The organism is Pseudorhodobacter turbinis (assembly GCF_005234135.1).
In the GTDB taxonomy this organism is placed as follows: Bacteria; Pseudomonadota; Alphaproteobacteria; order Rhodobacterales; family Rhodobacteraceae; genus Pseudorhodobacter; species Pseudorhodobacter turbinis.
Genome location: NZ_CP039965.1, coordinates 664,817 through 688,579, shown reverse-complemented (window position 1 = coordinate 688,579; position 23,763 = coordinate 664,817). Strand labels below are relative to the sequence as shown.

Annotated in this window: 27 protein-coding genes and 1 tRNA gene; 18 read left to right on the top strand and 10 right to left on the bottom strand. The window is 59.9% G+C overall.

Annotation, left to right across the window (positions count from 1 at the left end; translation table 11 throughout):
- The first annotated feature begins 158 nt into the window (after nucleotides 1–158).
- The 3 genes from xylB (at nucleotide 159) to EOK75_RS15690 (ending at nucleotide 3,285) form a co-directional block, all read left to right on the top strand.
- On the top strand, nucleotides 159–1,625 hold the full coding sequence (gene xylB / locus EOK75_RS15700; protein ID WP_137195825.1) for a xylulokinase: 1,467 nt from the start codon (nucleotides 159–161) through the stop codon (nucleotides 1,623–1,625).
- A gap of 28 nt (nucleotides 1,626–1,653) precedes the next feature.
- Nucleotides 1,654–2,685: a GDP-mannose 4,6-dehydratase gene (locus tag EOK75_RS15695; protein ID WP_137195009.1), complete on the top strand. Its 1,032-nt coding sequence runs from the start codon at nucleotides 1,654–1,656 to the stop codon at nucleotides 2,683–2,685.
- A gap of 105 nt (nucleotides 2,686–2,790) precedes the next feature.
- Complete coding sequence (locus tag EOK75_RS15690) at nucleotides 2,791–3,285, top strand: Dps family protein (protein ID WP_137195008.1); 495 nt, start codon at nucleotides 2,791–2,793, stop codon at nucleotides 3,283–3,285.
- 76 nt (nucleotides 3,286–3,361) lie between these two features.
- On the opposite strand, the gene EOK75_RS15685 is transcribed toward EOK75_RS15690, so the two are convergent.
- The gene (locus tag EOK75_RS15685) at nucleotides 3,362–4,165 is read right to left on the bottom strand and encodes a response regulator (protein WP_137195007.1); all 804 of its coding nucleotides are present in this window, start codon (nucleotides 4,163–4,165) and stop codon (nucleotides 3,362–3,364) included.
- 127 nt (nucleotides 4,166–4,292) lie between these two features.
- Here EOK75_RS15685 and EOK75_RS15680 point away from each other — a divergent pair, with 127 nt between their 5' ends.
- From EOK75_RS15680 to EOK75_RS15660, 5 genes are all read left to right on the top strand, one after another.
- On the top strand, nucleotides 4,293–4,451 hold the full coding sequence (locus tag EOK75_RS15680; protein WP_137195006.1) for a NepR family anti-sigma factor: 159 nt from the start codon (nucleotides 4,293–4,295) through the stop codon (nucleotides 4,449–4,451).
- Nucleotides 4,448–5,008, top strand: coding sequence for an RNA polymerase sigma factor (locus EOK75_RS15675; protein ID WP_137195005.1), 561 nt, complete (start codon nucleotides 4,448–4,450; stop codon nucleotides 5,006–5,008). The genes EOK75_RS15680 and EOK75_RS15675 overlap by 4 nt, the downstream gene beginning before the upstream one ends.
- Nucleotides 5,008–6,783, top strand: a complete 1,776-nt coding sequence (locus tag EOK75_RS15670; protein ID WP_137195004.1) for a sensor histidine kinase — start codon at nucleotides 5,008–5,010, stop codon at nucleotides 6,781–6,783. Before EOK75_RS15675 ends, EOK75_RS15670 begins: the two co-directional genes overlap by 1 nt.
- Nucleotides 6,780–8,318 (top strand): phospholipase D-like domain-containing protein, encoded by a 1,539-nt coding sequence (locus EOK75_RS15665; protein ID WP_137195003.1) that lies wholly within the window; start codon nucleotides 6,780–6,782, stop codon nucleotides 8,316–8,318. Before EOK75_RS15670 ends, EOK75_RS15665 begins: the two co-directional genes overlap by 4 nt.
- A 106-nt stretch (nucleotides 8,319–8,424) precedes the next feature.
- Entirely contained in the window at nucleotides 8,425–8,622 is a 198-nt protein-coding gene (locus EOK75_RS15660) for a CsbD family protein (protein ID WP_137195002.1), read from the top strand.
- 88 nt (nucleotides 8,623–8,710) lie between these two features.
- Here EOK75_RS15660 and EOK75_RS15655 read toward each other — a convergent pair whose 3' ends face one another.
- The 4 genes from EOK75_RS15655 to EOK75_RS15640 are packed head-to-tail and all read right to left on the bottom strand — an operon-like array spanning nucleotide 8,711 to nucleotide 10,250.
- Nucleotides 8,711–9,220 (bottom strand): hypothetical protein, encoded by a 510-nt coding sequence (locus EOK75_RS15655; protein ID WP_137195001.1) that lies wholly within the window; start codon nucleotides 9,218–9,220, stop codon nucleotides 8,711–8,713.
- Nucleotides 9,217–9,627 carry a phage holin family protein gene (locus EOK75_RS15650; RefSeq protein WP_137195000.1) on the bottom strand — a complete coding sequence of 137 codons (411 nt, stop codon included), beginning with the start codon at nucleotides 9,625–9,627 and terminating at the stop codon, nucleotides 9,217–9,219. Before EOK75_RS15650 ends, EOK75_RS15655 begins: the two co-directional genes overlap by 4 nt.
- Nucleotides 9,627–9,995, bottom strand: coding sequence for a hypothetical protein (locus tag EOK75_RS15645; protein ID WP_137194999.1), 369 nt, complete (start codon nucleotides 9,993–9,995; stop codon nucleotides 9,627–9,629). Before EOK75_RS15645 ends, EOK75_RS15650 begins: the two co-directional genes overlap by 1 nt.
- 57 nt (nucleotides 9,996–10,052) lie before the next feature.
- On the bottom strand, nucleotides 10,053–10,250 hold the full coding sequence (locus EOK75_RS15640; RefSeq protein WP_240794125.1) for a PLD nuclease N-terminal domain-containing protein: 198 nt from the start codon (nucleotides 10,248–10,250) through the stop codon (nucleotides 10,053–10,055).
- 153 nt (nucleotides 10,251–10,403) lie between these two features.
- On the opposite strand from EOK75_RS15640, the gene EOK75_RS15635 reads away from it, so the two are divergent.
- The gene (locus EOK75_RS15635; RefSeq protein ID WP_137194998.1) at nucleotides 10,404–10,577 is read left to right on the top strand and encodes a DUF1328 domain-containing protein; all 174 of its coding nucleotides are present in this window, start codon (nucleotides 10,404–10,406) and stop codon (nucleotides 10,575–10,577) included.
- A 158-nt stretch (nucleotides 10,578–10,735) separates the two neighbouring features.
- Nucleotides 10,736–12,049 carry a DUF2793 domain-containing protein gene (locus EOK75_RS15630; protein WP_137194997.1) on the top strand — a complete coding sequence of 438 codons (1,314 nt, stop codon included), beginning with the start codon at nucleotides 10,736–10,738 and terminating at the stop codon, nucleotides 12,047–12,049.
- Between the two features lie 73 nt (nucleotides 12,050–12,122).
- On the opposite strand, the gene EOK75_RS15625 is transcribed toward EOK75_RS15630, so the two are convergent.
- Nucleotides 12,123–14,978 carry a hypothetical protein gene (locus tag EOK75_RS15625; RefSeq protein ID WP_137194996.1) on the bottom strand — a complete coding sequence of 952 codons (2,856 nt, stop codon included), beginning with the start codon at nucleotides 14,976–14,978 and terminating at the stop codon, nucleotides 12,123–12,125.
- 194 nt (nucleotides 14,979–15,172) lie between these two features.
- Between EOK75_RS15625 and EOK75_RS15620 the strand changes: the two genes are divergently transcribed.
- Nucleotides 15,173–15,892: an SIMPL domain-containing protein gene (locus EOK75_RS15620; RefSeq protein WP_240794124.1), complete on the top strand. Its 720-nt coding sequence runs from the start codon at nucleotides 15,173–15,175 to the stop codon at nucleotides 15,890–15,892.
- A 48-nt stretch (nucleotides 15,893–15,940) separates the two neighbouring features.
- Here EOK75_RS15620 and EOK75_RS15615 read toward each other — a convergent pair whose 3' ends face one another.
- Nucleotides 15,941–17,227 carry an O-acetylhomoserine aminocarboxypropyltransferase/cysteine synthase family protein gene (locus EOK75_RS15615; protein WP_137194995.1) on the bottom strand — a complete coding sequence of 429 codons (1,287 nt, stop codon included), beginning with the start codon at nucleotides 17,225–17,227 and terminating at the stop codon, nucleotides 15,941–15,943.
- A 191-nt stretch (nucleotides 17,228–17,418) separates the two neighbouring features.
- Here EOK75_RS15615 and EOK75_RS15610 point away from each other — a divergent pair, with 191 nt between their 5' ends.
- The 3 genes from EOK75_RS15610 (at nucleotide 17,419) to hisH (ending at nucleotide 19,200) form a co-directional block, all read left to right on the top strand.
- Nucleotides 17,419–17,904: a lytic transglycosylase domain-containing protein gene (locus EOK75_RS15610; protein WP_137194994.1), complete on the top strand. Its 486-nt coding sequence runs from the start codon at nucleotides 17,419–17,421 to the stop codon at nucleotides 17,902–17,904.
- A gap of 69 nt (nucleotides 17,905–17,973) precedes the next feature.
- Nucleotides 17,974–18,561: an imidazoleglycerol-phosphate dehydratase HisB gene (gene hisB / locus EOK75_RS15605; protein ID WP_137194993.1), complete on the top strand. Its 588-nt coding sequence runs from the start codon at nucleotides 17,974–17,976 to the stop codon at nucleotides 18,559–18,561.
- Entirely contained in the window at nucleotides 18,562–19,200 is a 639-nt protein-coding gene (hisH, locus tag EOK75_RS15600; protein WP_137194992.1) for an imidazole glycerol phosphate synthase subunit HisH, read from the top strand. It abuts the gene before it with no gap.
- Here the strand turns inward: hisH and EOK75_RS15595 are convergent.
- Complete coding sequence (locus tag EOK75_RS15595; protein WP_240794123.1) at nucleotides 19,172–20,098, bottom strand: DMT family transporter; 927 nt, start codon at nucleotides 20,096–20,098, stop codon at nucleotides 19,172–19,174. The two genes, hisH and EOK75_RS15595, sit on opposite strands and share 29 nt — an antisense overlap.
- A gap of 183 nt (nucleotides 20,099–20,281) precedes the next feature.
- Here EOK75_RS15595 and hisA point away from each other — a divergent pair, with 183 nt between their 5' ends.
- The 3 genes from hisA to EOK75_RS15580 are packed head-to-tail and all read left to right on the top strand — an operon-like array spanning nucleotide 20,282 to nucleotide 22,104.
- Nucleotides 20,282–21,001 (top strand): 1-(5-phosphoribosyl)-5-[(5-phosphoribosylamino)methylideneamino]imidazole-4-carboxamide isomerase, encoded by a 720-nt coding sequence (gene hisA, locus EOK75_RS15590; protein ID WP_137194991.1) that lies wholly within the window; start codon nucleotides 20,282–20,284, stop codon nucleotides 20,999–21,001.
- A 19-nt stretch (nucleotides 21,002–21,020) separates the two neighbouring features.
- A complete protein-coding gene (gene hisF, locus EOK75_RS15585) occupies nucleotides 21,021–21,782 on the top strand; it encodes an imidazole glycerol phosphate synthase subunit HisF (protein WP_137194990.1) in 762 nt (253 codons plus the stop codon).
- Between the two features lie 13 nt (nucleotides 21,783–21,795).
- Nucleotides 21,796–22,104, top strand: a complete 309-nt coding sequence (locus tag EOK75_RS15580; RefSeq protein WP_137194989.1) for a phosphoribosyl-ATP diphosphatase — start codon at nucleotides 21,796–21,798, stop codon at nucleotides 22,102–22,104.
- On the opposite strand, the gene EOK75_RS15575 is transcribed toward EOK75_RS15580, so the two are convergent.
- Nucleotides 22,101–22,523 (bottom strand): CoA-binding protein, encoded by a 423-nt coding sequence (locus EOK75_RS15575; RefSeq protein WP_137194988.1) that lies wholly within the window; start codon nucleotides 22,521–22,523, stop codon nucleotides 22,101–22,103. The genes EOK75_RS15580 and EOK75_RS15575 overlap by 4 nt on opposite strands.
- Nucleotides 22,524–22,682: 159 nt before the next feature.
- A complete protein-coding gene (gene rlmB / locus EOK75_RS15570; protein ID WP_137194987.1) occupies nucleotides 22,683–23,471 on the bottom strand; it encodes a 23S rRNA (guanosine(2251)-2'-O)-methyltransferase RlmB in 789 nt (262 codons plus the stop codon).
- Nucleotides 23,472–23,632: 161 nt separating this feature from the next.
- Here rlmB and EOK75_RS15565 point away from each other — a divergent pair.
- A tRNA-Tyr gene (locus tag EOK75_RS15565) sits at nucleotides 23,633–23,716 on the top strand.
- Nucleotides 23,717–23,763 lie beyond the last annotated feature (47 nt).

Here is a 23,763-nt window from a genome sequence, read left to right as displayed (position 1 = left end):
CGGCATCTGCAAAGCGACATCGCCGTGAGGGATCCCGTGGATTTGGTGTGGCGCGCAGACTGGTTGAATCGGGGGCCGTTCTGCGGCACTGTGTGCGAAATTATGCGCTCGGGGGTGACTTTTGTGCCGCCGCCGCCACAACCACAGAAACCCTGCATATGAGCTTTCTCGGCATTGATATTGGAACCTCAGGGCTGCGCGCCTTGCTGGTAAGCGACAGCGGCGAGGCCTTGGGCACGGCTGAGCAAGGTTATACCACATCGCACCCCCACTCGGGCTGGTCAGAGCAAGACCCCGCGGTATGGATCGCCGCCTTGGAAGGGGCGGTGGCGCAGCTTCGCGACCGGCATGCCGCGTTTGCACAGCTTCGCGGTATCGGCGTGGCGGGGCATATGCATGGGGCGGTTTTGCTTGATGCCGATGACAAGGTGCTGCGCCCCTGCATCCTGTGGAATGACAGCCGCAGCCATGCCGAGGCCCGCGCACTAGATGCCCGCCCCGAGTTTCGCGCCATCAGCGGCAACATTGTTTTCCCCGGCTTTACCGCGCCCAAGCTGGAATGGCTGCGCAAGCATGAGCCTGATATTTTTGCACGCACGGCCAAGGTGTTGCTGCCTGCGGCGTTCCTGAACCTCTATCTGACGGGGGATCATGTTGCCGATATGTCGGACAGTGCTGGTACGTCGTGGCTTGATGTCGCGGGGCGGGATTGGTCGGATGTGTTGTTGAAAAACAGTCATATGCGCGTCGACCAGATGCCGCGATTGGTTGAGGGCAGCGCAGAGGCGGGCGTGTTGCGCCGCTGCATTTCACAGAAATGGGGGTTGGCGGGCAGGGTGAGCGTTGCCGGCGGGGCAGGGGATAATGCGGCGGCTGCCTGCGGTTTGGGCACCCTGCAAGAGGGTCAGGGCTTTGTGTCGCTCGGCACCTCGGGCGTGGTGCTGTTGGCGCGAGACAGGTTTTGTCCCGCCCCGCAAAATGCGCTGCATACCTTTTGTCATGCGGTGCCGGATCGCTGGTATCAAATGGGGGTCATGCTCTCGGCGGCGGACAGCCTGACGTGGCTATCCTCGATCACCGGAGTTAGCCCGAAAGCGCTGACCACGGCGCTGGGTCCAAAGATCAAAGCGCCGGGACCAGTGGCGTTTTTCCCTTATCTTTCGGGGGAGCGTACGCCGCATAATGATGCCGCAATCCGCGCAGGGTTTATCGGGATCGGCAAGGACAGCAGCCGCGAAAATCTGACCCAAGCGGTGCTGGAAGGCGTCTGTTTCGGGCTGCGCGATTCATTTGAGGCGATCGCCGCCACGGGTGCGCGCTATGATAAGCTTTATGCGATTGGCGGGGGCAGCGCTTCAAGCTACTGGCTATCACTGCTGGCGACGGTGTTGAAAACGCCGCTGCATGTCCCCGAAGGCCGTGAATTTGGTGCAGCGCTTGGGGCTGCAAGGCTTGGCATGACTGCGGCCTTGGGTATACCGGTAATGGACGTGATGCGCCCGGCCCCCACAGCGCAGGTGATCAAACCTGTTGAGGGCCTTATTGATGCCTTTGATGCGGCTTATACCGCTTTTCGTGCGGGCTACCCTATTTTGAAATCCCACCCGAGGGCGGGCCTGCAATGATATCTGCCGACTTTGAGAGGATGAGCCAGTGACCGAACATACGACAGCCCGCAAAATCTTGATTACCGGAACGGCGGGGTTCATCGGCTTTCATCTGGCAAAGCTGCTGCTGGCCGAGGGTTTTGAGGTCCACGGCTATGACGGCATTACGGATTACTATGATGTCACCCTCAAGCAACGTCGCCATGCGATGCTGCAACAAAACCCGAATTTCGCCGCCACCGAAGGCATGTTGGAGGATGCGGAGAAATTTGATGCCGTCGCCGATGCGTTTCAGCCGGATGTGATTGTCCACCTCGCGGCGCAGGCCGGTGTGCGCTATAGCCTCGAGAACCCGCGCGCCTATCTCGACAGCAATGTCATCGGCACATTCACGGTGATGGAGGCGGCGCGGCGGCTGAAGGTGCAGCATTTGCTGATGGCCTCTACCTCCTCGGTTTATGGCGCGAATGACGTGATGCCGTTTGTCGAGACCGAAAAGGCAGACTTGCCGCTGACCATCTATGCCGCGACCAAGAAAGCGAATGAGGGGATGGGCCATGCCTATGCCCATCTGTGGGACCTGCCCACGACAATGTTCCGTTTTTTCACCGTTTACGGCCCTTGGGGGCGACCCGATCTGGCGCTTTATAAATTTGTGGATGCAATCCTCGATGATCGGCCGATCGACATTTACAACAACGGTGAGATGTACCGCGATTTCACCTATGTCGATGATCTGGTGCGCGGTATCCGGCTGTTGATGGATGCGGTGCCGCAACAGCCCGACAGCAAAGAGGATATCCCCGCATGGGATAGCCTTTCGCATGCGGCGCCCTTCCGTGTGGTCAATATTGGCAATTCCGACAAGGTGCGCCTGCTGGATTTTGTGGATGCGATCGAGGATTGTCTGGGCAAGAAGGCGATCCGCAATTACATGCCCATGCAGATGGGCGATGTGCCCGCAACATGGGCGGATGCGACCTTGCTCAAAGAGCTGACAGGGTATCAGCCCCAAACCGATTTCCGCGACGGGATCGCGCAGTTTGTCGATTGGTTTCGCGATTACTACCGCAAATAACGGGTTTCCCCCAAGGCGGAACCGGGCCCGCGCGCGCTGCGTTGTATGGGTGAGGTCGGGCGGACAGCTTGGCCACTAACGTGCAACTACGCGGAAGGAAACCGAATGTCAGACGAAATGAACGTCACGCCCAAAGCGGATAAGGTGAAAACCGGCATCACGAAAACCAAGGCATTGGCCGATAGTTTGGCTAATGCTGTTGCCGATACCTACCGGCTTGTATTTAAAACCCATGCCTATCATTGGAATGTTGAGGGGCCGATGTTCTTCTCCATCCATCACCTGACCGAAGAGCAATATAACGATATGTTTGCTGCCGCCGATGTGGTGGCCGAACGTATTCGGGCTTTGGGGCATCTGGCGCCGATGTCGCTCTCGGCGATTATGGATATGTCGGTGATCAAGGATTTGAAGGAAACCCCGTCGGCGCAGGAAATGGTTGAGGATCTGGCGAAAGACCACACCACTGTTGCCCGCCGTTTCCACGAGCTTATCACATTGGCCGAAGAAAATGGTGACCCTGTGACCGCGGATCTGGCCACGGCACGCTCGGCCTTTCATGAGCAGGCGGCATGGATGTTGCGCGCCACGTCCAAATAGGCCGCATATAAAAAGGCCCCCGAAAGCGGGGGCCTTTCCGTGCAGGATTAAAGCGGGGGCCTTTCCGTGCAGGATTTTAGGCGTGCAGCGTTTCGGTGCTGGCAAAGAACATGGCCTGGCTAACCGCCGAGCGCACCTGATCTTCGGAGAAGGGCTTGGTGATCAGGAAGGCAGGCTCTGGCTTGTCGCCCGTTAGCAACCGTTCCGGGAAGGCAGAGATGAAGATCACCGGAATATCTGCAAATTGCGCCAGAATATCATTTACCGCGTCAATCCCGGAGGAGTTATCAGCAAGTTGGATATCTGCCAAAATCAGATCAGGCTTTTCCGAGGAAGCGAGCGTAACAGCCTCGGTGCGGGTTCGGGCGATGCCGGTCACTGTATGGCCCATTTCGCCGACGATGGCGCTGATATCCATTGCGATGATGGCCTCATCCTCGATAACCATGACACGGCCTGCAAGGGCGGCCTCCATCTCTTCCATGGCGATAGCGACAAGGTGAAGGGCCTCGTCTGTGTCAACGCCCATGATTTGGCCGACCTCGGCGGCGGTAAAGCCCTCAATAGCCTTGAGCAGCAGCGCCTCACGGGAATTCGGGGTCAGGGCGGCCATATGGGCCTGTGCGATGGCCGAAAACCGGGTGTCGGGTTCGCCGACAGGGGCCCCTGCACTGGACCAGACGATATGGAACGCGTGGAACAGGCCAACACGGGGATCGGCGCCAAGCGCCTCGGTATTTTCCAAGACCGCCTCAAGTGTGGCGGCGGCATAGCGGTCACCGGTTTCTTGGCTCCCGGTCAAAGCCCTTGCATAACGCCGCAGGAAGGGCAGCAATTTGCCTATGGTGGCGGCAAGATCGTCGCTCGCGGTATGTGGCATTTTTATCCTCATTAATATCGATGACTGTTTTTTTCCCGATTTCATGGGAACCAAACGCATCCCGCCGCGTTTGGTTCCCATATATATTGCGAAATCAGCGCCGGACCAGCGGAAAGAAGTTTTCATTATGCCTGACAGTGACCCAAAAGCCAAACTGCGCCTACAAATCGACCGGAACCTGAAGCGTGTCTATCAGGAGGCGCTGGACGAGGAGGTGCCGGACCGGTTCAAGGATCTGCTTTCGAAATTGCGTGACAAGGACAAACTGCGCGAGGCCAAATCATGAGCGGCGATTCAGAAAGTTGTGACCCGCGCGACGAGATTGTCAGTTGTTTGCCACAGATGCGGGCCTTTGCAATCAGTCTGACGCGCAATGTTCCGGCGGCGGATGACTTGGTGCAGGACACTATCGTAAAGGCTTGGACGAATTTTGATAAATTCCAGACGGGCACCAATTTGCAGGCTTGGCTGTTCACGATCCTGCGCAATACGTTCTATTCCAGCCTTCGCAAGCACAAGCGCGAGGTTTCGGACCCTGAAGGGGTGCATGCAAGTCAGCTCTCGGTGAAGCCGGACCATGACGGCAAACTTGCCTTTACCGATTTCCGCCATGCTTTTGATCAGTTGTCCGTTGAACACCGTGAGGTGCTTATTCTGGTCGGCGCCTCTGGCTTTACCACCGAGGAGGCCGCTGAAATGATGGGCGTCGCCCCCGGCACGGTCAAAAGCCGGACCAGCCGCGCCCGCAAACATCTGGCTGAATTGCTGCAACTGGGGGAAGGCGAAAGCGCTGTCATTGACGGGGTAGAGGCATTGTTGCCGCGTGGGATGGATGCTGCCTGATGCCAATGTCCGTCGCTGCGAAATGGTTTCCTGCTTCGCAGCGTCTTGGCGTGCGGCTGGCAACTTTGATGGTGGTGGCGCTTTTGCCCCTAGGCATCGTTGCCTATCTGCAAACCAGCAACCTGACCCGGGAGGCGAAAGGCCGCTCTGACGAGGCCCTGATGGGCGCAACATTGCGCGCGGCTTTGGGGGAGATCCGGGTGATCAGCCGTGCTGAAGGCCTGGTCGCCGGTGCTGCTGTGACCTTGCCCGATCTAATCAAGGACAATACCGCCTGCGTGAACCGTTTGCGCAAGCTGGCCTCTGATATGCCAGAGCTGACGCTGCTGTCTTTCGTACCGGAAAATGGTCGGATGACGTGTTCCTCGAGCGGTGAATCCTTTGACTATTCCGATGTGGCGCTGTTCAAGACGCTTATCACCGCGCGTGAACCGACGTTTACAATGACAGGCGAGGGGCCGGTTTCGCGGACCTCGGTGATCGGCGTGCTGCGCCCGATCTTTGACGCGCAGGGTGTCTATCTTGGGTACCTCGGCGCTTGGGTGCCCCATTCCCGTCTGCGCATCCTCGAGGATAAATCCGGCGAGGCGGATCAAAACGGCGTCAACTTCTGGTCGTTCAACCGCGACGGAGAGGTGCTGACCGCCAGCATGGGCTTCGACAAGGTTGATGAGACGATCCCGGCGACCAGAGATCTGGCCTCTTTCGTTGGCGAAAAGCCCAGACTCTTCACCAGCTTTTCAGGAGCCGGAGAGCGGCGGACCTATGCGACCTTACCTGTCGTGCGAAACGAGCTTTACGTGATGTCGAGCTGGATCAATCCGCCAAATGCCAATCGCAGCTTTCTGGGTGTTCGGCCGATGGTCTTTCCGATCCTGATGTGGGTGGCGGGGCTTGTGGTGTCGATCTGGGCGGCCGAGATGCTGGTGGTGCGCCATGTGCGTTCCCTCAACCGTTCCATCGCCTCTTTTGCGCATGGGATGCGCAGGCACCCCGATTTGGTGTTGAAGGATGCGCCGCTGGAATTGCGCGAAATGGCGCAGGCCTATGCGGCAATGACCGATGATATTATCCGCAACGAGGCGAGCCTTGAAGACGAGGTGCATCAAAAAGAAGTGCTGCTGCGTGAGGTGCATCACCGAGTTAAAAATAACCTGCAACTGATCGCCTCGATCATGAATATGCAAATGCGCCAAGCCCGCACGCCAGAGGCCAAGGGCCTGTTGAAAAGCCTGCAAGAGCGGGTGATGAGTTTGGCGACGATCCACCGCGGTCTTTATCAGACCACAGGTCAATCGGATGTTTATGCAAATGAATTGCTGTCCGATATCACTCGTCAGACGGTCGCGCTTGCCTCTGCTCCGGGTCGTCAGGTCAAGGTGGATACGGATTTCGATGACATCTTGCTAACGCCGGATCAGGCGGTTCCACTGTCCTTGCTGATGACCGAGGCGCTGACCAATGCGCTGAAATATGCCCGCGGGGTGGGGGGCGCTGTTCCGACGCTGTCCATTAGCATGAAGCGAGTGGATGACGGGCAGGTGGTCTTGCGCATTGTGAACAGCATTGCAGATCATGACGCGACGCGCGATGGTGAGGCGATGAACACCAGCACCGGACTTGGCGCGCAGCTGCAAATGGCTTTTGCCCAGCAGATCGGGGGCACGTTGAGCCAGGGCCAGGATGGTGATAGCTACCGGCTGGAGGTAATTTTCAGGGTGTCGGATTTGATGAAAGCGGAAAACCGTGCGGCGGCCGGGACTGATCCGTCGTGAGCGACCAGATCTTGCGCGCCGTTCACGTGACCGCAGCCCAGGCGTATCCCGCCCTTGAAGAACATTTCCTCGATGCGGAAAGCAGCATTCTGGCAAGCTTCATGGTGTTCGACCTTTCGACCCGCCTGCGGTCAAAACGCGGGCGCGCGATAGGGGCGACTTGGTTTGATCTTGTCCATCATACTTTGGCGCGCGGGGTGAATATATCCATCTCGATCAGTGATGTGGACCCGATTGGCCGCCCCAAAATGCACCGCGCCGCCATGCGCACCCGCCGCATGTTTCTGGCCGCAGCGGGGGTCAGCAACCATCCGGGCCGCTTGCAACTGAAGGTGCTGCGCCATCCCGCGCAGACAGGCAGGCTGATCCGTCTGGCGATTTGGCCCTATATCCTCAAGCGGCTTTACGGCGTGTCAAAATGGCTGAACGGATTGACCAAGGCTGAACGCAGGGCCACCCTGCGCGATATGCCGGGGATGGCAGAGGCGTTGACCCTTCGGCGGGGCAGGCTTTGGCCGCGGCTCTTTGTGCTTCCGGCGCTATATCCCTGTTTGCACCACCAAAAGCTGGCGGTGTTTGATGAAAAGCGGCTTTATATCGGCGGGCTGGACCTGAATGAGCGGCGGTTTGATACGCTTGATCACAATCAGGATGGCGACCAAACGTGGCATGATGTCCAGCTAGAGGTAGAGGGTGCAGGCGTTGCCGCCGCCGTTGCGCATCTGCGCGGCTTTCACGCCCATACAGCGGGGACAACCGCCCCCGCGCCCGAGGCCCCCCCGTTCTTGCGCACGCTGTCCACCCGTCGCCGGATCAATTGGGCACACTTTGGCCCGCATCACGCGGTCGATGAGCTTCATAAGGCCCATTTGGATGAAATCGCGCGGGCGGAACGGCTGATCTATATCGAAACCCAATATTTTCGGGACCGCGCGCTGTCACGTGCCTTGGCGCGTCGGGCCCGTTCGGCACCGGATTTGCGGGTGATCCTTGTTCTGCCCGCCGCCCCTGATGATGTCGCATTTGAGGGCAAGCGCGGGTTCGATGCGCGCTTTGGGGCATACCTGCAGGCACGCGCTTTGCGCCGTTTGACGCGCGCATTTGGCAATCGTGTGTTGGTGACCTCACCAGCGCAAAGGCGGCAGGCGGCTGGGGACGGCCCCGACCGATTGCACGGCGCGCCCTTGATCTACGTGCATTCCAAGGTTTCGCTGTTCGATGACCGCGCGGCGATTGTTGCCTCTGCCAACTTGAACCGCCGCAGCCTGTTTTGGGATACCGAGGCGGGGGTCAGGCTGGACGCGCCAAAAGATGTGGCGGCCCTGACGGGCCCGCTGTTGCGCCATTGGTGGCCGGAGGGTGCGATCCCGCAGAGCGAGACACCCCGCGCGCTTTATGACCGTTGGCGCACCGCGATCTGGGCCAATGCCCGGCGTGCGCCGTCTGACCGTGAATGTCTGCTTTTGCCGCATGATATCGCACGGGCCGAGGCGTTCGGAAAACCGGTCCCGATACTGCCCGAAGAAATGGTGTGATTCCGTGGGGTTTCGGGGGTGCAAGCGGGAACCAGAGCCATATCCACGCGTTATCCCTGTATAGAAGGCCAGCGCAGTGCAGGCCGTTTGCAAGGAGGAAGACCCGATGAATATGGATCAAATCAAAGGCAAGTGGAAGCAGATCAAAGGCGCCGCAAAAGAGCAATGGGGCGAGCTGACCGATGATGAGCTGGACCAGATTGAAGGCAATCGTGACCAGCTGGTCGGCAAGGTGCAAGAGCGCTACGGCCGCTCCAAAGAGCAGGCAGAGCAGGAAGTGGATGACTTCCTCAACAAAGCCTGATCTTGCGAGATTTGCGATCTGAATGAACGAACGGCCCCTGCGCTCCGAAAGGACGCGGGGGCCGATTTCTGTGCAAAGGGCGCTGCCCCTAGTCCGGTTCTTCCGGTGTAGGTTTTTCGGTGGCTTTCGCATTTTTGCGATACTCATCCAGCGCTTTGGTACCGAATTGGCGCAGGGCATCCCCTGCCAAGACCACTGCCGCCTCTTTTGCGGTCGTGGTGTGGCGGCGCATGGATTGCGGGCGGCTGCCCCCCGCTGGCGCAAGGATCGCGGCGGCAGCCAATTCTAGCGCGACGGTCGAGAGCTCCGCAGACAAGCTGTGCTTTTGGGGCGCGACGGGGGGGGCAGGGCTTGCTTTTGGGTCGGCAGGTTTGGGCTTTTTGAACACAGCCCAGCATATAACCGCAGCAACCCCTGCGCCGACTGCGGCGATTGTTCTGGGCCGTATCGCCAATTTTGCGGCGCGGTCCTTGGCTGAGGCAAGCACCTTTGCATCCAGCAATTGTTGTGGGTTTAGCCGTTTGGACAGGGTTGATGCCGTTTTGCCAAGGGCTTGGGTTTCTGCGGCGCGGAGGGCTTCTAACTGGTCACGGTTCATTGTGTGTCCTCCGCCTTGGTGGCTTTCACCACGGCGTCGACGTCCCCGGTCAGCCGCGCGTAAACCCGCGCGGGCAGGCCGGTCACACGCCGCAGCATTGCCTGCGCCCGCAGCAAGGCCGCTATGCCAAGGACCATCAGCGAAGCACCCGCCACGAATTGCGCCACCCAAGGCGGCAGCCCCAAGGCGATCAAGCCGCTGGCCAATGCCATCCCCAAAAGCAGGACAGACACGAGCGCAAGCAGAACCGCCAGACAACAAAAAACGGCGGCCATCGCCGCCGCCTGTTTCGCGGACCGTAGGTCCAGCCGCATCAATCCTGCCTCGGCCGCAAAGATGCGGCCAAGGTGAGATGCTGCCTGACTGAGCAATTCACTGACAGGCGGTTGATCTTCTTCAGGGGGCATTACGCGTCCTTTGGTGCCGCATCATCGGTTTTACCTTCGCTGCGCAGAACGCGGGTCAGGGCGTAGCCCGCCAGTGCGACTCCGGTCACAAAGAGGGCGGGGTGGTCCTTGGCAAAGGTCTTGGTGCGCGCGGCGATATCGCTGAACGAGGTGTCGCGCAGTGCTGCGGTGGCTTGTTCCACGTTCTGGGCAAGCACGGCGCGGGCTTGTTCAACATGGTCTTGCGCTTCGGTTGCACCTGCCTCGGCCATCTCCTTGGCTTTTTTGGTGGCGGTGTCCACCGCGTCCTTGCCTTGAGCGGCGATCTCTTCGGCGGTGGCTTTGCCGCTTTTGATCATGTCGGATGCAGTTTGATCATGTTTGGTCATTTCAGTCTCCGTTGTTGATGTTATGCGCGGGGCAGGGAGTTGAATAGGGCTGTAAACCTATTTCTGCGCCCGCGGCCCGAAAAAAAACCAGATGATAAAGCCGAGAACCGGCGCAAAGATCACCAATAGAGCCCATAAAACCTTGCGGCCCATGGTGGCATTTGACCCCGCGATTGCCAATAATGCCCAGACGTCCAGCACCAGAATAATCAATCCGCCGATGCCGGAAAATTCGAACATGTTCAGCTCTGTCATTTGGATCTCCTGTGGGTTTTCAGGAAATAAACGTCTTTGGGTGCGTCTTGGTTCCCAGTGGTGGCGGCAGAATTTATCGGGAACCGCCGAGCTAAAGGTTGCGTTTGTTCGGTATCTGACGACGAAACCTTTTGCACCTGAAGGAGATGACACATGCTAGGTTGGGCCCTTACTTTTCTGATTGTTGCGCTTATTGCGGCGGCCCTTGGATTTGGTGGTATCGCAGGCGCTTCTGCCGGGATTGCCAAGATTCTGTTCTTTATCTTTATCGTTCTGTTTGTGGTGGCAATGATCGCGCGCGCGTTGAAGGGGCGTCCTCCGCTCTGACTGAAACCGCTGCTTTGACCTGATCTTACGTGCGCCCCGTTCCTTGAGTTCGGGGCGTTTTGCATGTGTCGGACCCCCTGCAGCGCGCGCATGGTTTCGCAAATCTTAATGGATCCGGCACAGGGTGTCGTGCAAACCCTATGACCGGAGCAATGCCCATGTCTGACCAATCCGCACGCTTGTCGCTACCCTATCTGGCACCCTCGCAGGCCCAAAAACATGTGACCCATAACGAAGCCTTGCAGATCCTTGATTTGCTGGTGCAACCGACCGTTCAGGCCTTTGGCGCGATCACGCCGCCAGTGTCGCCGTTAGTCGGCCAGGTCTGGGCGCTGGGTGCGGCACCGACCGGGGATTGGGCTGGCCAGCCAGAGACGCTTGCGGCCTGGAACGGTGATGCATGGCTGTTTCTGACCCCGCAAGAGGGATGGCAGTTCCTGGACATCACCGATGGTAGCCTTTGGCGTTTTGGTACGGCTGGCTGGGCACGTCTTGCCCCGGCAGAGCTGGTGAACCTGACAGGTGTTGGCATCAACGCAGGCTACGATTCCACAAACCGGCTTTCAGTCTCATCTGCCGCTACGCTTTTGACGCATGAAGGCGCGGGGCATCAGCTCAAGATCAACAAGTCGGGTGCCTCTGATACTGCCAGCCTGTTGTTTCAAACCGATTGGTCCGGCCGCGCCGAGATGGGCACGGCAGGGAACGATGATTTTTCGATCAAGGTCAGCCCTGATGGCGCAAGCTGGACCAATGCGCTGAGCATTGCAGCCGATACCGGTTTGTTGACCGGTGAGGCGATCACCGAAACGGCAACGGATGCCCGCGCAGGCCGCCTGCTTACGGTTGGCAATTTCGGGCTTGGGTCTGTTAGCCTGCCGATTGTTGCGGATGTCGACGCCGTGGCGATACCAAGCGGGACCTATGGCACTGATGGCACCACAACCGGCACTGTGCCTGCGGGCGGGCCCGACGGGATTTTGCATCATACCACATTGGCTGCGGGCACCGCGACCCAGCGCTGGCAAAGCGCGCTGAGCGATACGATGTATCACCGCAGCTATCGCAGCGGCGCATGGACTTCTTGGGCCAAGATCTATGATGCAACGAATACCACGGTGGACAGCAACGGTTTTATCAAGGCCGCCTCTCCGATCCTGCGTTTGCATAATGATCATATCGAGGATCCGGTCGAGCCGGTTCCAGCCGTATTCACCCGCGTGGGCAAGGGGCATTACACCCTTTCAGGGGTGCAAGAGCTTGCTGATCAGGGCTGGCAGATCGAGGTGCCACAGGATGAGAACGGCAACCGGTTGGTTTTTGTGCAAACATCCTATGATGCGCAGAGCCAGACCCTAGAGGTAAAGACCAGCACCGTGGTTTGGAAATCGGGCTGGGCAGCAGGTAAGCCGGTGGATATTCCGCAGGGCCGCTGGATCGATCTGCGTTTTGCCTATGCCCCGGCGGCTTGATCCCTAGGCGCAATAGATTTTGTCCCCGCCCCGCAGATGATGCCGGGCGGGGTTTTACTATGCACGGGCAATGTTAGCCCTTTGGCATCGTCAGGCTTAGCATTCGACCGCTTTTCTTATAGCGCACTTCTGTCGTGGTAATCGCGGCAACAGTGCCCCCATCCACACGGTCACCAACGCGGACTTTCTGGTAGCGCCCCGAGGAGGTGCGAACGAGCGCATACCGCTTTTTCTTGGAGCCATAGACCCCGATGAGGTTGGTCTTTGACAGGTTGATTGCATTTTTGAAGGTGGCTTGCTTGGCCACGCTTGCGCGTGTCGGGATGCGGGGGGCGGCAGAGGCTTTTACCTCGGGCTCGGCTGCTTCTTCGGGATCAGCGCTGCGTTGTTGTGCCGCCTGATTGCGCGAGGTTTCGCGGGCGGCGGCAGAAACAGCAGCAGCAATCGCCCCCGAAAAATCGCTCGGCCGCGCTGCGGGCCGCGGTGACATGGCGACCCTGATCAGGTCATCTTGGGGGCGCGCGCTGGCCATGAGGGACGCGCCGGATGCGGACTCGCGGGCAATTTCGGCGGCGGTCAGCACGGGTTCCGGGCGGACTGGCGGCCGCAGGGATGCAAACTGCAAGAGGTCAGGCCCGGCATCTGTCAAGGCGGCGTCATCTTCGGGCTGGGCGGGCTCTGCGGCAGGAACAACGTCAAGTGCTGCGGGGCGGCCACGGGGCTTGCGGTCTTCGGCGTTCTGGTCCGGACGGAATGTGCCATCCGCCACTGGCGGCGTCAGGCTTGGAGCGGCGGTTTCTTCGGGCGCGGGCGCGGGCGCGGGCTCTGGCGTCGCGCGGGTCGGTGGCACAACTGGCGGGCGTGCCGCAATCAGCCAGAAGCCTTCGGGCATGATCACGCCATTGGCGGTGGCAAGGATACCACCGTTTTCATCAAACGTGTATTCGGTCCCGAAGGGCGGTGGCGGCATCGCCGGATCAGGTGCCCCATCAGGGCGCGCACGAGGAAGCGGTCTGGCGACAGGATCAAATGCCGGAGGCCGTAGATCTGTGCCTGCAAGCATGATCTCGTCTTGTGGGCCGCGCCCCGGGCCTTCGGCTTGAACCTCGACATCGCTTGCGGGGACATCAGGGCCAGGTTCGGGCACATCGGCAGGCTGAGGTGCCGCCTCGACGGGGGCAGTTGGTTCGCTTGGCTCGGGCGCTTCGGCGATCAGGGTTTGCTCTGCCTCTGATGTGTTGCGGGACAAATAAACCGAGGACCAGGCCGCGATCGAGGCCAGTACAGCTAGCAAGATCACTGTCAGGATCAGCCCGAGGAAACGCGGCTTGCCACGACGAATCGCCAGTTTCGCCCCCATCTCCCCCATGCTCGCATCGCCCGAGGCTGCTGTGCGCGGCACATCAGGGGGATTTTCCGAAACCTTGGATTTGAAGCGCGACAAGGCCTCTGCCTTGGTGGGAACGCTTGAAATTGTTGCGGCTGCGGCGGCCTTTTTGCCGGATTTTTCTTTTGGCAGCTCCGGCTTGGCACCCTGTGCAAAAGGCGAGGTGCCGTTCAGTGGCTTTGGGGCCACTTTCGGAGCATCGGGCGTGGCTGTGATTTTGGGGGTATCCGTTTTCGCGGAAGCCTTTGGCAAAACCGGTGCCGCGGGGCCGATGGCCGCCGACAAATGTTTGATTTCGGCCGTAGGCTGCATCGGCCCTTGGACCGGACGAGAGGCTTGCGGCGTTGTTTCCGCAGGTGCGGGTTTTGATGGCTCTGTCTTTAATGCCTCTGGCTTGGCCTCATTTGGTTTTGACACCGTCGGCTCAACGGGTTTTGGCGCTTCGGGTTCAGCCTTTGCGGGATCTGTCTTGGGCAGCTCCGGCTTGGCCACATCTTTTGGGGCCTCGTCGGGTTTGGTGGTGGGCTCGTCTTTTGGCTCTGGTGTCGGCTTTGGCGGCTCTACCGCTTCATCTGGTTGGCTTGGCGACGGGCGCGCGTCGGGGGCCTCCGGTTCTGGAGGCTTCTCGCTGGGGCTGGCTGGCGCTGGTTCGGATGCCTCAACCTTGGCGGGAGGTGCCTCAGTCGGGGCAGGATCTGGCGCTGGCCTTGCCTCGGTTGGTGTTGCCTTTGGGGGCTCTGGGTCTGCGCTGGCCTTTGGCGCGACTGGTGCAGCAGCAGCGGCCGCTGCGGTGATGGCACGCTCACGATCGGCCTCGGCCATGGCGGCACGGGCTTTTTCGCGTTCCTTATAGGCCAGCTTGGCCTTTTCGGCCTCTTCGACCAGTCGCTTAGCCTCGGCCTGGGCCAGTTCCTGTGCGCGCAATTCCCGTTCGGCCTTGGCCGCTTCGATTTTGTGCAGGGCGTCTTCATCGGCTTTAAGTGTGGCCTCTGCCTCACTGCTTGTGGCCGAGATAGGGGCCTGATCGCGCGCAACCTCTTCACCCGTAGGTAAAAGCGTTGTGGAGAGCGCGGTTGGGCCGAACCACGGCTCTCCGCTGAACTGCCCGTCGCCGGGGGTTGTCACAAAGGACACCGGGTTGAAACGGTGGGCGGTGGCAAATGCTTCGGCCTCATCCAGCGTTTCGCGCGCGACGACGGCGACCTGCACCTCGGGGCCTGTGCCGGACCAGTCAAAGACCAGATCACCAACATCGTAGGGGGTTAGCCCTTCAAGGCCCGCACGGATCTGTTCTTCACGCGCGGCTTTATCGGGGCCGGGGGCCGCAACCGTGGTGTAGAGTATCTGTGACGGGGGCAAGACCAGTTTGGTTGTGATCCCATGTGGCGCAAGCCCCACAGCCGAGGATCGCAGATAGCCTAAAGCCGCCCCAAGATCGGGGTTGTCGAAATCGACGGAGCCCACCTCCGTCCAGCCACGCGCGGTGCGGTGCAGCAGGCTTGCGGCGTCATCGGTAATATTCAGGGCAAAGTTTGGTTTCATTGCACGGATCTAGCACAAAAGGAAAAGCTGCGGGTAGCCCCGCCTCTAGGTTACCCCATTCCTACAGCAGGTTTCTGCTGAGTGAAAGAAAAAGCCCCCGGTTTCGACATAAAATAAGCCCAAATCCGCCTAGAATTCGGGTATTGGTTATGCAATCAGTCCAATGTTCGACACAAACCCTTGGAGAACCCGCAATGCGATCCCACAACATTCTGATCTTTACAGCGCTTTTGGCATTTGCCGTGCCAACGCTATCCGTGCCGCTTCATGCGCAAGAGGTTTCGGCAGGGCAGGCCGCGCAAATCTCGGTTACCGGCGAAGGTGTGGTGATGGCAGCGCCCGATATGGCAACGGTTACCCTTGGGGTGACAAGCTCGGATAAAACCGCAAAAGCGGCGATGGATGCGAATAGCGTGGCACTTGCCGCTGTGTTGGAAAACCTCAAGGCGGCGGGGATTAAATCGGCTGATATGCAGACTTCGGGGCTGTCATTGCAGCCCGAATGGGACAGCAACAGCGCAGGCAATGGCAGAACCATCGGCGGCTATACCGCGCGCAACCGGCTGACGGTGCGGGTGCGTGTGCTTGACAAGCTTGGTGCGGTGCTGGACGCGGCGGTCAAGGACGGGGCGAATACGCTGGACGGGGTGGAGTTTGGCGTGGCAGAGCCGGGCCCGCTGCTTGATGCTGCCCGTGTGCGGGCCGTCACCAATGCCCGCAAGCGTGCCGAAGTCATCACTGGGGCGGCCGGCGTGCGCCTTGGCCAGATTGCCGCGATCACAGAGGGGGGCGGCTATTCCCAAGCTCCGCGCGGCGCCATGTTTGCCCGTGCCGAGATGGACAGCGTTCCGGTCGAGGCCGGAGAGATCAGCTTTGCCGTCAACGTCAATATTTCGTGGTATCTGACGCAATAAGGCGTCAGTGATGCCCCTGCCGCGTAAATTCGCGGCAGGGGCAATGTGTTAGCCTTTGGCCAAAGCCTGTTCCAGATCCGCGATGATATCGGCAGGATCCTCGATCCCGATGGACAGGCGCACGGTGTCAGGCGAGGCACCTGCCGCAACCAGCTGTTCTGGTGAAAGCTGGCGGTGCGTGGTCGATGCCGGATGGATGACAAGGCTGCGCGTGTCGCCCAGGTTTGCGACATGGCTGAACAGCTCCAGATCAGAGACAAGCTTCACGCAGGCCTCATATCCGGCCTTGAGTGACACGGTAAACAGCCCGCCTGCACCCTTGGGGCAAACGCTTGCCACCCGCGCCTTATAGGGGGAGCTGTCAAGCCCGGCATAGGTAACCTTGGCAACCTTGGGGTGCTTTTCCAGCCATTCCGCCACTTTTTGCGCGTTTTCCACATGGCGCGCCATGCGCAGGGAAAGTGTTTCAATCCCCATCAGCGTGTAATGCGCCGCTTGCGGGTTCATCGTCATGCCCAGATCGCGCAGGCCGATGGCGATGGAATGGAAGGTGAAGGCCATAGCGCCCAAGGCCTCATGGAACTTCATCCCGTGATAGGCGGGTTCCGGCTCTGACAGGCTGGGGAATTTACCCGATGCCGACCAGTCAAACGTGCCGCCATCAACAACACAGCCGCCCATAACGGTGCCATTGCCGGTCAGGTATTTCGTGGTGGAATGGACAACCAGCGTGGCCCCCAGCGCAAGCGGGCTGCACAGATAGGGGGTGGCGGTGGTGTTATCGACGATCAGGGGCAGGCCAACCTTGTTCGCCACAGCAGCCACTGCCGGAATATCGGTGATGTATCCACCGGGATTGGCAATGCTTTCACAAAAAATCGCGCGGGTGTTGTCATCCACGGCGGCTTCCAATGCCTCCAGATCGTCGAAATCCACGAATTTCGCAGACCAGCCGAATTTGCGGATCGTATTGGTGAACTGCTGGATCGTGCCGCCATAAAGCCGGGTAGAGGCAACAACGTTGCAGCCCGGCTGCATTAGCGGAAACAGCGCCATCAGTTGCGCCGCATGACCGGAAGAGCAGCAAACAGCGCCCACGCCGCCCTCAAGCGCCGCAATACGTTCAGCAAGGGCGGAAACAGTCGGGTTTGTCAGGCGCGAATAGATGTTGCCAACCTCGGACAGGTTGAACAGGGCCGCCGCATGATCGGCATCGCGAAACACATAGGCGGTGGTCTGATAGATCGGGATCTGGCGGGCCCCTGTTGCCGGATCAGGTCGCGCGCCTGCGTGGATTTGTAATGTATCAAAGCCGAGTTTTGTTGCGTCTGACATTGAGGTCTCCCGTTTCAAGCTGCCAAGATGGTTGGCGCGACGTTATGCTAAAGCGGCAAACAGCACAATTGGGGGTTTTTTGGGTGGTAAATGCCTGCAATCGGCGGGAAAGGGCCTGCTGGAAAAACCAGTGTTTGCCAGACTTCCGGTGCGAAGCTAGTGAGGCGCAACCGAAAATGAAGGAGTGTCCCATGCCGCCCATGCCCCGTCGTGCTGTCCTGTTCGGACTTGTCGCCACGCTGTCTGCTTGTGGCGGGGGGCAAAGCGAAGGTCATGGCAAGCCGGATATTGATGGATTCAGCCCACAGCTGCATGTGAACGAGACGCCGGAACTGCGCCGCTTGATCAATAAATATGCCGACCTCTATGAAGTACCGCGCAGCCTTGTGCACCGCGTTATCATCCGCGAAAGCCATCACCGCCCCGGTGCGCGCAACGGCCCCTATTACGGTTTGATGCAGATCTTGCCGCAAACCGCCCGTGGCATGGGGTATAAGGGCGCGGATCAAGGGTTGCTCGATGCGGAGACCAACCTGAAATATGCGGTGAAATACCTGCGTGGCGCATGGCTTTTGGCGGATGGCAGTCAGGATACAGCGGTGAAATGGTATGCGCGGGGCTATTACTATGAGGCCAAGCGCCGTGGCATGTTGGTCGAAACCGGCCTGCGCAGTTAGGCCCCTTCCCAATTTTGCGCAAGCGCCCTATAACTCCGGCAATCAAAACGCCAGTATCGGAGCGTCCCTATGCGTAAGGCCAGCCTGACCCGCGACACCAATGAAACCAAGATTAAAGTGGCAATCAATCTGGATGGCAGCGGGCAATCCGACATCCAGACCGGTGTCGGCTTTTTTGACCATATGCTGGACCAGCTGGCGCGCCATTCGATGATTGATATCACGGTCATGGCCTCGGGCGACCTGCATATCGATGATCACCACACGGTTGAGGATTGCGGCATTGCCTTGGGCCAGGCCCTTGTGCAGGCGCTGGGCGACAAGCGCGGCATCCGGCGTTACGGGCATTTCTCGCTGGCAATGGATGATACACAGGTTCGTTGCGCGCTGGACCTTTCGGCACGGCCGTTTCTAGTGTGGAACATGCCCTTTCCGACCGACAAGATCGGCACATTTGATACCGAGCTGGTGCGAGAGTTCTTTCAGGCGCTGTCCACCCATGGCGGCATCACCCTGCATGTCGACATGATCCACGGGTTCAACAGTCACCACATCGCCGAGGCCGGTTTCAAGGCCGTGGCCCGCGCGCTGCGTGAGGCGGTGGAACCCGATCCACGTCGCGCCGATATGATCCCCTCGACCAAAGGTATGCTGTAAATGCTGACGGTTCTTGTCGATTACGATTCCGGCAATCTGCATTCCGCCGAAAAAGCGTTTCAGCGCATGGCGCGCGAGGTTGACGCGGGTGAGGTGTTGGTGTCTTCGCGCGCCGAGGATGTCGCCCGCGCAGACCGGATCGTGTTGCCCGGTGACGGGGCTTTCCCCGCCTGCCGCCGCGCTTTGGATGGTTATGATGGCCTCTTTGATGCCATTGAAGATGGTGTGACCCGCCGCGCTGTGCCTTTTCTGGGCATTTGCGTGGGCATGCAGATGATGGCAACCACGGGCCGAGAATATGAGGATACTGCCGGTTTTGACTGGATCGGCGGCGAGGTGGTGCAGATCACGCCAGATGATCCCGCGCTAAAAGTGCCGCATATGGGCTGGAACGATCTGATTGTGAACCACCCACATCCGGTGCTGGAGGGCGTGGAAACTGGCGATCACACCTATTTCGTGCATTCCTTCCATTTCCGTGTGGCAAACCCCGCGCACCGTTTGGCGCATGTGGATTATGGTGATGAGATCACGGCCATCATCGGGCGCGACAATATGGTCGGCATGCAGTTCCACCCTGAAAAGAGCCAGACCAACGGGCTGCGCCTGATCAGCAACTTCCTGCGCTGGGCGCCTTAGCCCGCCGCAAACGTCCATCAAGCACCAGCAGCCCCAGCGCGATCAACCCCATGCCCGCCATATGGCGCGGGGCCAGCGTCTCGCCCAGCACCAATACCGCCAGCCCGATAGCGCTGACCGGGATCAAGAAGGTCACCAGCGCAAGGTTCACCGCCCCAGCACTTGCCAATAGCCGGAAATAAATCTGATAGGCTAGGGCCGTGGACAAAAGAGCCAAGCCCAAGATCGCCGCAACAGGAACCGCGCCGGGTAGGGGCAGCGCCCAAGGGCGATCCACCAGCAACACTAAAGGCAGCATCATCAGGCTTGAGGCTGTCAACATCCCAAAGGCGGTGGCAAGCGGTGGCACACCCATCCGCTTGAACCGCCGCCCCCAAACGCTTGCCAGCGCATAGCAAAGCGCGGCCCCAAGACAGGCCATTTGTGCCAGCACCGTGGCCGAACCCGCCGCAAGTGCCGCGCCACCCATCATCACCAGAACGCCGGCAAAGCCAAGCGCCAGCCCCAGCGATTTGGCCGGGCTTAGCCGTTCATCGGATGTCCAGATATGCGCCACCACCAGCGTAAACAGCGGCGTGGTGGCGTTCAGCACGGCGGCAAGCGCGCTGCCAATCTCTCCCTGTGCCAGCACGAAAAACGTAAATGGCAGGGCATTATTCACCGCGCCCATGACCAAAAGCGCGCGCCACACCGGCCAACCCTTGGGAAAGGCGGTGCCCGTTGCCAACAGCACAAACCCCAAGGCCACGGCGGCCAATGACACCCGCAACAGCACAATCGTAAAGGCAGGCAGATGCCCCACCGCAAGCTGCACAAAAAAGAACGACCCGCCCCAAAGCAGGGACAGCGCCGCCAGCAGCAACCAGTCAAAGCCGCTCATCTTCATCGTTTGGGTCATTGGCGCACCTCCTGCCCGCAGCTAACAGCAAAAGGGCCCCGCCCGCGACCCGTTTCTTGCGGCTATTTTGCGCGCATAGCGGGCAACTGTGACGCTGTGTCCCGCTCAATAGGGCCGCCGCATCTTGGCAAGCGTGCGTCGCTGTGCCAAACACCCGCTAACTTACAAACACCGGAGCGCGTGATGATCCTTTACCCCGCAATCGACCTCAAAGATGGCCAGTGTGTGCGTCTTCTGCGTGGCGAAATGGAGGCGGCAACCGTATTTGGCGATGATCCCGCAGCCCAAGCCAAAGCGTTTGAGGATGCCGGCTGTGAGTGGCTTCACCTTGTGGACCTGAACGGCGCATTTGCTGGCGCGCCCGTCAATGCGGCGGCGGTCGAGGCGATTTTGGCCAATGTGACCGTGCCTTGCCAACTTGGCGGCGGCATCCGCGATATGGCGACGATTGAAGCGTGGCTGTCCAAAGGGCTTGCGCGGGTGATCCTTGGCACGGTGGCAGTTGAGAACCCCGCGTTGGTCCGAGAGGCCGCCATGGCCTTTCCCGGCAAGGTTGCCGTTGGCATCGATGCGCGCAATGGCCGTGTGGCGACCAAGGGTTGGGCAAATGAGACGGATGTGATGGTGACCGACCTCGCGCGCAGCTTTGAAGATGCGGGCGTGGCGGCGATCATCTATACCGACATCGACCGGGACGGCGCGATGCAGGGCCCCAATATCCAAGCGACCGAGGCGCTTGCCCGTGCGATTAACATTCCGGTGATTGCCTCGGGCGGGGTGTCGTCGATGGCGGATCTGACGGCCTTGCGCGATACGCAGGTGATTTCGGGCGCAATCTCGGGCCGTGCGCTTTATGATGGTGCGATTGATCTTGCAACGGCGCTTGAGACGCTGAAACTTTAAACCCGAAGGCGAAAAACCCATGCTAAAAACCCGCATTATCCCCTGTCTTGATGTCGCGGATGGTCGCGTGGTCAAAGGCGTGAACTTTGTCGGGCTGCGTGATGCGGGCGATCCGGTTGCGGCGGCGCGCGCCTATGATGCGGCGGGCGCGGATGAGCTGTGTTTTTTGGATATCCACGCCACCCATGAAAATCGTGGTACGATGTTCGATCTGGTGACGCGTACGGCGGAACAGTGCTTTATGCCGCTGACGGTTGGCGGCGGGGTGCGCACGCATCAAGATGTGCGTGCGCTGTTGCTGGCGGGGGCAGATAAGGTGTCGTTCAACTCGGCGGCGGTGGCCAACCCCGATGTAGTGGCCGAGGCGGCGGACCGTTTTGGGTCACAATGCATCGTGGTGGCGATTGATGCCAAAACCGTATCCCCCGGCAAATGGGAGATTTTCACCCATGGCGGTCGCCAAGCCACCGGCATCGACGCGGTGGAATTTGCGCGCACGGTCGCGGCCAAAGGCGCGGGAGAAATCTTGCTGACCTCGATGGATCGGGACGGCACGCGGGCGGGGTTCAACCTGCCCCTGACGCGCGCCATCTCGGATGCGGTTTCGGTGCCGGTGATTGCCAGTGGCGGCGTCGGCAATCTTGATCACTTGGTCGAAGGGGTGACCCAAGGTGGCGCCTCCGCCGTGCTTGCCGCCTCGATTTTTCACTTTGGTGATTATACCATCGGAGAGGCCAAGGCCCATATGGCCGCCGCTGGCATCCCCATGCGTTTGACCTGACAGGAGCCCGCAAATGACCGCGCTGAACCGCCTTGCCGCCACTATAGCCGCCCGCAAGGGGGCCGACCCCGACAGTTCATGGACCGCCAAGCTGCTGGCCAAAGGCCCCGAGAAATGCGCCGAGAAATTTGGCGAGGAAGCGGTGGAGGCGATTATCGAAGCCGTCAAGGGCGACCGCGCCCGCCTGACATCGGAGGCGGCGGATGTGATCTATCACCTGCTGGTTATGTTGGCGGCGCGTGATGTCACGCTGGCCGATGTCGAAGCAGAGCTGGCCCGCCGCGAAGGCACATCCGGCATCGCCGAAAAAGCCGCGCGTTAGAGCCCAAGTCGGGGCCATTCAATCGCAGGGCAGCGGTTTTGCACCATGGTGGCATTGGCACCGCGCGCCAATTCTGCACCCTTATCGCTGTGTACGCCCAGTTGCAGCCAGACGGTGCGCAGATACGGCAGATGGGCGGCGGCTTCTGTCACCACGGCTTCTACGGCTTCGGATTTGCGAAACACATCCACCATATCCACCGCAGTATTGGACGGAATATCGGCAAGGCAGGCATAGACGCGCTGACCTTGCAGTTCCTTGCCCGCATGGCCGGGATTGACCGGGATAACCCGTTTCCCCTTTGAGAGCAGAAACCGCATCACGCTGTAGCTGGGGCGGTCAGGGTTCATCGACGCGCCGACCATCGCGATCACGCGGGTCTCTTGCAAGATTTGTTTTAGCTGTGCATCCGAAGGCATCGTCGTCTCCCTTTTGTCAAAAAAAACGCCCGTACCAAAAGGCCGGGCGCAAGTCGTGGAACGAGGGACAGTAAAACCGCATCAGGTGTTCCGGCCTGTTGCTCTGTTACTGATATGGGCACCCTCGCCGCAAATAGAAGCCTGCTCGCGGTTTTGTGACTATGCGTTGCGATTGCCCGCGGCATAAAGCGCCACCGCCGCCGCGTTGGACACGTTGAGCGAGCCAAAAGCACCGGCCGCAGGAATGCGCACCAAAACATCGCATGTCTCACGGGTTTTCTGGCGCAGGCCCGGCCCTTCGGCGCCCAGAACCAAGGCTACGGGGCGTGTGCCCGCTTGGGTCAGGCCCACGGCAAGCTCGGTTTCGGTCTCGCCTGCAAGGCCGATCAGGAAATAGCCCATGGCGCGCAGCTCTTCCATCGCGTCGGAAAGATTGCCGACACGCAAATAGGGCTGACGTTCCAGCGCGCCACTGGCAGTCTTGGCCAGCGCACCAGTTTCGGGGGCCGAGTGGCGGTGCGGTGCGATCACGGCCCGCGCGCCAAACACCTCGGCCGAGCGCAAAACAGCGCCCACATTATGCGGGTCCGTCACCCGGTCCAACACCACCACCAGCGGCGCACCTTCGCCCGAGATGGCGATATCGGCCAGATTGCCCCAGTTCAGCGGCTTGGCTTGCAACGCGGCCCCTTGGTGAACAGAGCCTTCGTCAAGCGGCACATCGAATTTACGTGGCTCGACGATCTCGGGCGTGATGCCGCCCTTGTCGATCGCCTCGGCCAGCTTGTCAGCTGCGTTTTTGGTCAGCACCAGCCGCAGCTTTTCGCGCGCAGGGTTCATCAGCGCATCGCGCACGGCATGCAGCCCAAACAGCCAAACGGTTTCATTCGCGGCCTGCCGTTTGGCGCGTTCCTTGTCGATAACCCAGTCGGGTTTTTGCGTTGCCATGTGATTTAACCTCTGCGCGCGGATTTGACGCCAAGAATGGGCAATGGGGCGCGTCGGTGCAAGGGGAAAACCGGGCTTGGGGTGCTTTGCATGATTTGGCAGAAAAATGGTCGCTTTGCGCTTGACGCCCCCAAGGTGGGGCATTATTGACCCCGCTTAGTGGGCGATAGGCCGCAAGGTGTGGCAGGGGACTGTAACTCCCTCGAGGCGACTCACGCCAGGTTCGATTCCTGGATCGCCCACCATCTTTCCGCTCGGGAAGGATGACATAAAAAAGGCCGACGGTTGATCC

Coding starts and splice junctions, on each gene's coding strand:
- xylB (WP_137195825.1), top strand. CDS start 159: ATGAGCTTTCTCGGCATTGATATTGGAACCTCAGGGCTGCGCGCCTTG.
- EOK75_RS15690 (WP_137195008.1), top strand. CDS start 2,791: ATGTCAGACGAAATGAACGTCACGCCCAAAGCGGATAAGGTGAAAACC.
- EOK75_RS15685 (WP_137195007.1), bottom strand. CDS start 4,165: ATGCCACATACCGCGAGCGACGATCTTGCCGCCACCATAGGCAAATTG.
- EOK75_RS15680 (WP_137195006.1), top strand. CDS start 4,293: ATGCCTGACAGTGACCCAAAAGCCAAACTGCGCCTACAAATCGACCGG.
- EOK75_RS15675 (WP_137195005.1), top strand. CDS start 4,448: ATGAGCGGCGATTCAGAAAGTTGTGACCCGCGCGACGAGATTGTCAGT.
- EOK75_RS15670 (WP_137195004.1), top strand. CDS start 5,008: ATGCCAATGTCCGTCGCTGCGAAATGGTTTCCTGCTTCGCAGCGTCTT.
- EOK75_RS15660 (WP_137195002.1), top strand. CDS start 8,425: ATGAATATGGATCAAATCAAAGGCAAGTGGAAGCAGATCAAAGGCGCC.
- EOK75_RS15655 (WP_137195001.1), bottom strand. CDS start 9,220: ATGAACCGTGACCAGTTAGAAGCCCTCCGCGCCGCAGAAACCCAAGCC.
- EOK75_RS15650 (WP_137195000.1), bottom strand. CDS start 9,627: ATGCCCCCTGAAGAAGATCAACCGCCTGTCAGTGAATTGCTCAGTCAG.
- EOK75_RS15645 (WP_137194999.1), bottom strand. CDS start 9,995: ATGACCAAACATGATCAAACTGCATCCGACATGATCAAAAGCGGCAAA.
- EOK75_RS15640 (WP_240794125.1), bottom strand. CDS start 10,250: ATGACAGAGCTGAACATGTTCGAATTTTCCGGCATCGGCGGATTGATT.
- EOK75_RS15635 (WP_137194998.1), top strand. CDS start 10,404: ATGCTAGGTTGGGCCCTTACTTTTCTGATTGTTGCGCTTATTGCGGCG.
- EOK75_RS15630 (WP_137194997.1), top strand. CDS start 10,736: ATGTCTGACCAATCCGCACGCTTGTCGCTACCCTATCTGGCACCCTCG.
- EOK75_RS15625 (WP_137194996.1), bottom strand. CDS start 14,978: ATGAAACCAAACTTTGCCCTGAATATTACCGATGACGCCGCAAGCCTG.
- EOK75_RS15620 (WP_240794124.1), top strand. CDS start 15,173: ATGCGATCCCACAACATTCTGATCTTTACAGCGCTTTTGGCATTTGCC.
- EOK75_RS15615 (WP_137194995.1), bottom strand. CDS start 17,227: ATGTCAGACGCAACAAAACTCGGCTTTGATACATTACAAATCCACGCA.
- EOK75_RS15610 (WP_137194994.1), top strand. CDS start 17,419: ATGCCGCCCATGCCCCGTCGTGCTGTCCTGTTCGGACTTGTCGCCACG.
- hisB (WP_137194993.1), top strand. CDS start 17,974: ATGCGTAAGGCCAGCCTGACCCGCGACACCAATGAAACCAAGATTAAA.
- hisH (WP_137194992.1), top strand. CDS start 18,562: ATGCTGACGGTTCTTGTCGATTACGATTCCGGCAATCTGCATTCCGCC.
- EOK75_RS15595 (WP_240794123.1), bottom strand. CDS start 20,098: ATGACCCAAACGATGAAGATGAGCGGCTTTGACTGGTTGCTGCTGGCG.
- hisA (WP_137194991.1), top strand. CDS start 20,282: ATGATCCTTTACCCCGCAATCGACCTCAAAGATGGCCAGTGTGTGCGT.
- hisF (WP_137194990.1), top strand. CDS start 21,021: ATGCTAAAAACCCGCATTATCCCCTGTCTTGATGTCGCGGATGGTCGC.
- EOK75_RS15580 (WP_137194989.1), top strand. CDS start 21,796: ATGACCGCGCTGAACCGCCTTGCCGCCACTATAGCCGCCCGCAAGGGG.
- EOK75_RS15575 (WP_137194988.1), bottom strand. CDS start 22,523: ATGCCTTCGGATGCACAGCTAAAACAAATCTTGCAAGAGACCCGCGTG.
- rlmB (WP_137194987.1), bottom strand. CDS start 23,471: ATGGCAACGCAAAAACCCGACTGGGTTATCGACAAGGAACGCGCCAAA.